Origin of the sequence: Streptosporangium sp. NPDC049046, assembly GCF_040649155.1 — a bacterium.
Lineage (GTDB): Bacteria > Actinomycetota > Actinomycetes > Streptosporangiales > Streptosporangiaceae > Streptosporangium.
On the sequence record NZ_JBEZEZ010000016.1, the window covers coordinates 209,754 to 216,702 of the forward strand.

A 6,949-nucleotide genomic window follows, 5' to 3' on the forward strand; every position below is an offset into this window, starting at 1 on the left:
GAGGCACGACCGATGCGCGATAAAACAGCTCTGGTCACCGGGGCGGCAGGCGGTATCGGCGAGGCGGTGGTGCGGGCGCTGGCCGCCGAGGGCATCGCCGTCGCGGCGATGGACGCGAACGCCGAGGCACTGAACACGCTCGTCAAGGAACTCGCCGAGGCCGGGCACCGCGTCCAGGGCTTCGTCGCGGACGTCGCCTCCAGCGCCGAGGTGGACGCCATGGTGGAGCGGGCGGAACGCGACCTGGGACCGATCGACTACCTGGTCAACGCCGCCGGAGTGCTGCGCGTCGGCGCGGGGGCCTCGCTCAGCGACGACGACTGGGACACCACGTTCGCGGTCAACGCGACCGGCGTGTTCCACGTCAGCAGGGCGGTGGCGAACCGGATGATCCCCCGGGGCTCCGGGGCGATCGTCACGCTGGCCTCCAACGCGGCGAGGACCCCGCGCTGGAACATGGCCGCCTACGCGGCGTCCAAGGCGGCGGCGAGCAGCTTCACCAAGTGCCTGGGGCTGGAACTCGCCAAACACGGGATCCGGTGCAACGTCGTCGCCCCCGGCTCCACCGACACACCGATGCTGACCTCGCTGTGGAACGGAGACGACGCGCTGCGGATCTCCATCGAGGGCGCGCCGGAGACCTTCCGGGTCGGCATCCCGATGGGACGGCTGGCGCGACCCGCCGACGTCGCCGACGCGGTGCTCTTCCTGCTCTCCGACCGCGCCGCGCACATCACCCTGCAGGACCTCACGGTCGACGGCGGCGCCGCCCTCGGCAACTGAGCACGCCCCGACCCGCCGAGGCCGGAACCCGGTGGGAACGACTTCGGTCCGTCCAGGCGAATCCGATGAGCACGACCCCGGCCCGCTCGGGCGAACCCGATGAGCACGACCCCGGCCCACCGAGGCCGGAACCCGGTACTTCACGAAGAACGGAGGCACACCATGGCGATCCCGGCGATCGACTCCTATCCCATGCCGACCGAGGACGAACTGCCTGAGAACATCGCGCGCTGGACCGTCGATCCCGATCGCGCGGTGCTGCTCGTCCACGACATGCAGAACTACTTCCTGAGCCCGTTCCCGCGCGGCCAGGCCCCCACGACCGACCTGGTGGAGAACGTCGTGGCCCTGCGGACGCGCTTCGCCGCGCTCGGCGCGCCGGTCGTCTACACCGCGCAGCCGGGAGGGATGACCGACGAGCAGCGCGGCCTGCTCAAGGACTTCTGGGGCTCGGGAATGAGCGCCGACCCCGAGCACCGGATGATCCTGGACCGGGTGGCCCCCGCCGGACCCGACGTCGTGCTCACCAAGTGGCGGCCCAGCGCGTTCTGCCGCACCGGCCTGCTCGACCTGTTGCGCGAGCGGGGTCGCGACCAGTTGGTGATCTGCGGGGTGTACGCCCACGTCGGAATCCTGATGACCGCTCACGAGGGTTTCTCCCAGGACATCCAGACCTTCGTGGTGGCGGACGCGGTGGCCGACTTCTCGCGGGAGTACCACCGGCAGGCGCTGGACTACGCGGCGTCGCGATGCTCGGTGACGCTGTCCACCCGGTCCGCGCTGGCGATGCTGGACGAGGCGGTCGCGGACAAGGTGGCGTTGAACGAGGTGGCGTTGCACGAGGCGGCCCTGGAAGGAGCGGGACGGTGACCGGGCCGGCGACCGGCATGGGGACCGGGACGGGGACCGTTCCGCCCTCCCGGACAGGGGCCGCACCGACGACCCGGACGGAGGCCGGAGTGATGACCGGAACGACAGCCGACGCGAGGAACGAGACGACCCTGCTCGACCGGATCCTCGGTCCGGACGCACCCCCGTTCGCCCTGCTGCACCGTCCCGGCTCGACCGGCGCGGACCGGCTCGACCTGCTCGTCGGGGAGACCACCGAGGTGAGTCGCATCGCGGACATCCCGCTTCCCCCTGAGAACGCCGACGACGACGCCCGGGGCGCCGGTGCCCGGCACGAGGTGCTCGCGATGCTGCCGTACCGGCAGATCGGCGAGCGCGGGTACGCGTTCCCCGACGACGAGGCCCCGCTGCTCGCGATGACCGTCGTCGACCAGGCCGTACTGCCGATGAGCGAGATCCTCGACCGGCTCCCCGACGGGCCGATCGAGCTGGGCGAGGGAGACTTCGACTCCGACGACGAGGAGTACGCGGCCACCGTGCGCCGGGTGCTGTCGGAGGAGATCGGCCGGGGGACCGGCGCGAACTTCGTCATCAAGCGGTCGTTCTCCGCCGAGATCACCAACTGGTCGACCCGCACGGCGCTCGCGTTCTTCCGGCGGCTGGTCGGCAGGGACCCCGGCTGCCACTGGACCTTCGTGATCCACACCGGCGGGCGTACCTTCGTGGGCGCCTCGCCGGAGCGGCACATCACCCTCGACGCGGGCACCGTGGTGATGAATCCGATCAGCGGCACCTACCGCTATCCGGCGGACGGCCCCGAGGTGTGCGGGGTGCTCGGCTTCCTGTCCGACAGCAAGGAGGCGAACGAGCTCTACATGGTGCTCGACGAGGAGCTGAAGATGATGGGCCGGGTGTGCGACCTCGGTGGCCGCACGGTGGGTCCGTACCTCAAGCAGATGGCGCGCCTGGCGCACACCGAGTATCTGATCGAGGGGCGCAGCTCGCTGGACGTGCGGGACATCCTGCGCGAGACCATGTTCGCGCCCACGGTCACGGGCGGCCCGCTGGAGAGCGCCTGCCGGGTGATCAGCCGCTACGAGCCGGAGGGCCGGGACTACTACGCGGGCATGGTCGCGCTGATCGGCCGGGACGAGACCGGCGCGCGGGCGCTGGACTCCGCGATCGTCATCCGTACCGCCGACATCGACGCGTCGGGCCGGATGCGGATCTCCGTCGGAGCCACGCTGGTCCGCGACTCCGACCCGGCCTCCGAGGCGGAGGAGACCCGGACGAAGGCGGCAGGGCTGCTGGAGGCGCTGCGCCACGCGCCGGGCGGCGGCATCGGCGCCTCCGCCCCGGTGGTGGACATGAGCGTCCACCCGAAGGTACGGCGGGCGCTGATCGAGCGGAACGCGCCGCTCGCCGGGTTCTGGTTCGAGGGACCGGACAGCAGGAGGCACCTGGTGCCGAGACTGGTCGGCCGCAGGGTGCTGGTGATCGACGCCGAGGACACCTTCACCGCGATGGCGAGGCACCAGCTCGCCGCGCTGGGGTGCGAGGTCAGCGTGCGCCGGTTCGACGAGGACTACCGGCTGGAGGAGCACGATCTGGTCATCGTCGGCCCCGGTCCGGGGGACCCCAGGGACTACGCCGATCCCAAGATCGCTCATCTCAGGGAGACGACGCTGCGCCTCCTTGAGCTGGGCATCCCCTTCATGTCGGTCTGCCTCGGCCACCAGGTGCTCAGCACGCTGCTCGGGCTGGAGATCAGGCGGAATCCGTTCCCCAACCAGGGGGTGCAGCGGAAGATCGAGTTCATGGGGCGGACGGAGCTGGTGGGCTTCTACAACACCTTCGCGGCCCGCAGCTCCGCCGACCGGTTCCCCTGCCTGGAGCGCGAGGGCACGGTGGAGGTGTTCAGGGAGGCGTCGAGCGACGAGGTCCACGCGTTGCGCGGCCCCGGCTTCGTCTCGGTGCAGTTCCACCCCGCGTCGGTGCTCACCAGGAACGGCGTGGAGATCCTCGGCGAGGTCCTCAGCGACCTGCTGGTGCACGCCGAGCGTCCCGTCCCGGCCGGAGCGGGAGTCTCGGCGTGAGTTCTCGCCCGTGCGGGTCCCGGCTCCTGCGGTGAATCCTTGTCCCGTACGGGCTCTCCCGTTCTGTCGGGAGCCTTCCGGTGAGTTCTCGCCGTGCGGGTCCCGGCTCCTGCGGTGAATCCTTGTCCCGCGCGGGCTCTCCGGGTGAGCTCCCGTTCCGTCCGGAGTCTTCCGGTGAGCTCCCGTCCCGTGCGGGTCGGGGCTCTCCCGGCGAGCGTGCCGACGAGAAGGAACGGCGGAAACGGTCAGGGGCGGGGGAGGGCCTCGATGGTCTCCATGTGCGACTCGCCCCAGTCGCCGAGCGGGATGAGCGCGGCGTTCAGCGAGTGGCCGAACTCGGTGAGCGAGTACTCCACCTTCGGCGGAACCTGGTGGTAGACCTCGCGGTGCACCAGGCCGTACGACTCCATCTCCCGCAGCTGCTGGATCAGCATCTTCTCGCTGATGCCCGACACGCTCCGCCTCAGCTCCCCGAACCGGAGCGGGTTGTAGTGGAGCGCCCACAGGATCAGCGCCTTCCACTTGCCGCCCACGACGTCGATGGCGGCGTCGAGCCCGCACGAGTAGGTCTGCTTCTTCATCCTGCTCCCCATACTTACAAAAAGGTTAGTACCTGACAAAATAGTAGGTACTTGAGGAAGTTTCAGCGGCGCGACAGCATCAAAACGTCCCAGCCCCGGGGTCACAACGAAAATCCGGGCCTGGGACCTTCGCATGCCGACACCGTATGAAACAGGGGGATAAATGAATATCGACGGCCGTCCGCCGGTGACAGTCATCGGCCTGGGGGCGATGGGAAAGGCGCTCGCCGGAGCCTTCCTGGACAACGGCCATCCCACGACCGTCTGGAACCGTACGGCCGGAAAAGGCGGGGAACTCGTGGAGCGGGGCGCGACCGAGGCGGCCACCGCCGCCGAGGCGATCGCCGCGAGCCCGCTCGTCGTGGTCTGCGTGCTGGACGACGCCGCCGTACGCGCCACCCTCGGCGCACCGGCTGCACCTGGCGCGTCCGATATCACGGACATTCCGCACGCCCCAGGCCCGCCCGACCTCGCGAACGCCCCCGGAACCACCGGCAGCCCCGGCACCGGGTCCGAAGCCCTGGCGGGCCGGACCCTGGTGAACCTCACCAACGGCACCCCCCGCCAGGCGCGCGAGCTGGCCCGCTGGGCCTCCGCCCAAGGCGCCGACTACCTCGACGGCGGCATCATGGCGGTGCCCCCGATGATCGGGCGTCCGGGATCGCTCATCCTCTGCAGCGGATCGCCCCGGGCCTTCGCCGCCCACGAGGAGACCCTGTCGGCGACGGGCGCCGTCAGCTACCTGGGCGAGGACGCCGGCCGGGCGGCCCTCTACGACATCGCCCTGCTCAGCGCGATGTACGGGATGTTCGGCGGCTTCCTCCAGGCCGTCGCCCTGGCCGGCTCGGAGAAGGTCCCGGCGACGGAGTTCACGCCGATGGTGGTCTCCTGGCTCAACGCCATGATCGCCAGCCTGCCCGAGATGGCGAAGGCGTACGACGCGAACGACCACTCGGCCACCGTCTCGAACCTGGAGATGCAGGCGGCGGGCTTCGTCAACCTGTTGGAGACCGGCAGGGACCAGGGCGTCGGCACCGAGTTGCTGGAGCCCATGGGAGCGCTGCTCAACCGGGGGGTCGCCGCAGGCAGGGGCGGCGACGACCTCTCGGCCCTGATCGACCTGCTCCGCACGGACCCCGCGAGGGTCCCGGACACCAGATCGAACGACCTCGGATCGGAATAGAAGATGACCTACGACCATCCCGTACCGGTGACGGTCCTCGGCCTGGGACCGATGGGCCAGGCGCTGGCCGGAGCCTTCCTGGACAACGGCCATCCCACGACCGTCTGGAACCGCACGGCCGCGAAAGCCGAGGCCCTCGTCGCCCGGGGCGCGACCCGCGCCGACACGGTCGCCGACGCGGTCGCGGCGAGCCCGCTCACGATCGCCTGTGTGATCGACTACGACGCCGTACGGGCGATCGTCGAACCGGCCGCCGACGCGCTGAAGGGCCGCACCCTGGTCAACCTCACCGCCGACACCCCGGAGCACGCGCGCCGGATGGCCACGTGGACCGCCGAGCGCGGCGTCGACTATCTCGACGGTGCCATCATGACCCCGACGCAGACCATCGGCGGACCGGCGGCCGTCGTCCTGTACAGCGGACCTGAGGAGATCCACCGCGCCCATCGGCGGACGCTGGCGAGCCTGGGCGGAACCTCCGTGTACCTGGGCGCGGATCCCGGAAGGGCGGCGGCGCACGACCTCGCCCTGCTCGACCTCTTCTGGACGTCCATGAGCGGTCTCGTCCACGCCTTCGCACTGGCGTCCGCGGAGAACATCGCCGCCAGGGACCTCGCCCCGCTCGCCAAGGGGATCGGCGCGCTGCTGCCCGACATCATCGACGAGTTCGCGGAGCAGGTCGACAACGGTGAGCACCCGGGCGACGAGTCCACCATCGTGTCGGCCGCGGCCACCATGGAACACGTCATCCACGCGGCCCGCGCCCGCGGCCTCGACACCGGCGTGATGAGCGCCGCCCACGCCGTCGCCCGACAGGCGATCGACGCGGGTCGGGGCGGCGAGAGCTTCTCACTCCTGGCGGAGGTGCTCAAAAAGCCCGTACCGGCACCCTGACCGGCACTGTGACCGGCCCCCTGACCGGCGACGCCTGCCGCTATGTCTGCGGCAGGCGGCGAGGAAACCATGAAGAACGCGGGAGCGGCCGAGGGAACCGCGACGAGCGCGAGATCGTTGGGCGTAGTGATCGACTCACAGCCTTCGGCCGACGCGAGTCGACGGCCGCCTCGCAGGAGCGTGCAGCATGGAAGTGACAGGCATCATCTCCGCTCTCATCATCGGTGTCGTGATCGGAGCGCTTGGCCGGCTGGTGGTCCCGGGACGTCAGTCCATCCCGATCTGGCTCACCATCGTGATCGGCATCATCTCCGCGTTCATCGGCACCGCGATCGCGACGGTGTTGGGAGTGGCCGACACCCGTGGGATCGACTGGATCGAGCTGGTCATCCAGATCGCGGTCGCCGCCGGTGGCGTGGTGCTCGCGGTGAAGGCCTACGACAAGCGCCAGATCCGCTGATCTCTCACTGAGGTGATCTCAGCGACTTTTATTTCAGGTAGCCGTGTTCGAAGTGCGTGAGGACGAGTGCGGCTTTGACGATGTCGCCGATTCGGCTGGGGCT

General features: G+C 70.2%; 7 protein-coding genes. 6 read left to right on the plus strand and 1 reads right to left on the minus strand.

All coding sequences use genetic code 11. The annotated features are described in order from the left end of the window. Window positions 1–12: 12 nt before the first annotated feature. The 3 genes from AB0B96_RS23650 (at window position 13) to AB0B96_RS23660 (ending at window position 3,728) form a co-directional block, all read left to right on the plus strand. A complete protein-coding gene (locus AB0B96_RS23650) occupies window positions 13–783 on the plus strand; it encodes a 2,3-dihydro-2,3-dihydroxybenzoate dehydrogenase (RefSeq protein ID WP_362901844.1) in 771 nt (256 codons plus the stop codon). Window positions 784–945: 162 nt separating this feature from the next. Continuing rightward, a complete protein-coding gene (locus AB0B96_RS23655; RefSeq protein WP_362901846.1) occupies window positions 946–1,653 on the plus strand; it encodes an isochorismatase family protein in 708 nt (235 codons plus the stop codon). Window positions 1,654–1,745: 92 nt separating this feature from the next. Then, window positions 1,746–3,728 (plus strand): chorismate-binding protein, encoded by a 1,983-nt coding sequence (locus AB0B96_RS23660; RefSeq protein WP_350945204.1) that lies wholly within the window; start codon window positions 1,746–1,748, stop codon window positions 3,726–3,728. Window positions 3,729–3,973: 245 nt separating this feature from the next. Here the strand turns inward: AB0B96_RS23660 and AB0B96_RS23665 are convergent, their stop codons facing one another. Beyond that, complete coding sequence (locus AB0B96_RS23665; protein ID WP_362512388.1) at window positions 3,974–4,309, minus strand: helix-turn-helix domain-containing protein; 336 nt, start codon at window positions 4,307–4,309, stop codon at window positions 3,974–3,976. Between the two features lie 163 nt (window positions 4,310–4,472). Here AB0B96_RS23665 and AB0B96_RS23670 point away from each other — a divergent pair, with 163 nt between their 5' ends. The 3 genes from AB0B96_RS23670 to AB0B96_RS23680 all read left to right on the plus strand — a co-directional run bounded on the left by AB0B96_RS23670 (window position 4,473) and on the right by AB0B96_RS23680 (window position 6,846). Then, on the plus strand, window positions 4,473–5,492 hold the full coding sequence (locus tag AB0B96_RS23670; RefSeq protein WP_362901849.1) for an NAD(P)-binding domain-containing protein: 1,020 nt from the start codon (window positions 4,473–4,475) through the stop codon (window positions 5,490–5,492). Between the two features lie 3 nt (window positions 5,493–5,495). Beyond that, window positions 5,496–6,386 (plus strand): NAD(P)-binding domain-containing protein, encoded by an 891-nt coding sequence (locus tag AB0B96_RS23675; protein ID WP_362901851.1) that lies wholly within the window; start codon window positions 5,496–5,498, stop codon window positions 6,384–6,386. A 187-nt stretch (window positions 6,387–6,573) separates the two neighbouring features. Beyond that, window positions 6,574–6,846 carry a GlsB/YeaQ/YmgE family stress response membrane protein gene (locus tag AB0B96_RS23680; RefSeq protein WP_350945207.1) on the plus strand — a complete coding sequence of 91 codons (273 nt, stop codon included), beginning with the start codon at window positions 6,574–6,576 and terminating at the stop codon, window positions 6,844–6,846. Window positions 6,847–6,949 lie beyond the last annotated feature (103 nt).

What these genes read in the sequence shown, in the direction of transcription:
- AB0B96_RS23665 (WP_362512388.1), bottom strand. Translation starts at nt 4,309, where the DNA reads ATGAAGAAGCAGACCTACTCGTGCGGGCTCGACGCCGCCATCGACGTC.
- AB0B96_RS23655 (WP_362901846.1), top strand. Translation starts at nt 946, where the DNA reads ATGGCGATCCCGGCGATCGACTCCTATCCCATGCCGACCGAGGACGAA.
- AB0B96_RS23670 (WP_362901849.1), top strand. Translation starts at nt 4,473, where the DNA reads ATGAATATCGACGGCCGTCCGCCGGTGACAGTCATCGGCCTGGGGGCG.
- AB0B96_RS23680 (WP_350945207.1), top strand. Translation starts at nt 6,574, where the DNA reads ATGGAAGTGACAGGCATCATCTCCGCTCTCATCATCGGTGTCGTGATC.
- AB0B96_RS23675 (WP_362901851.1), top strand. Translation starts at nt 5,496, where the DNA reads ATGACCTACGACCATCCCGTACCGGTGACGGTCCTCGGCCTGGGACCG.
- AB0B96_RS23660 (WP_350945204.1), top strand. Translation starts at nt 1,746, where the DNA reads ATGACCGGAACGACAGCCGACGCGAGGAACGAGACGACCCTGCTCGAC.
- AB0B96_RS23650 (WP_362901844.1), top strand. Translation starts at nt 13, where the DNA reads ATGCGCGATAAAACAGCTCTGGTCACCGGGGCGGCAGGCGGTATCGGC.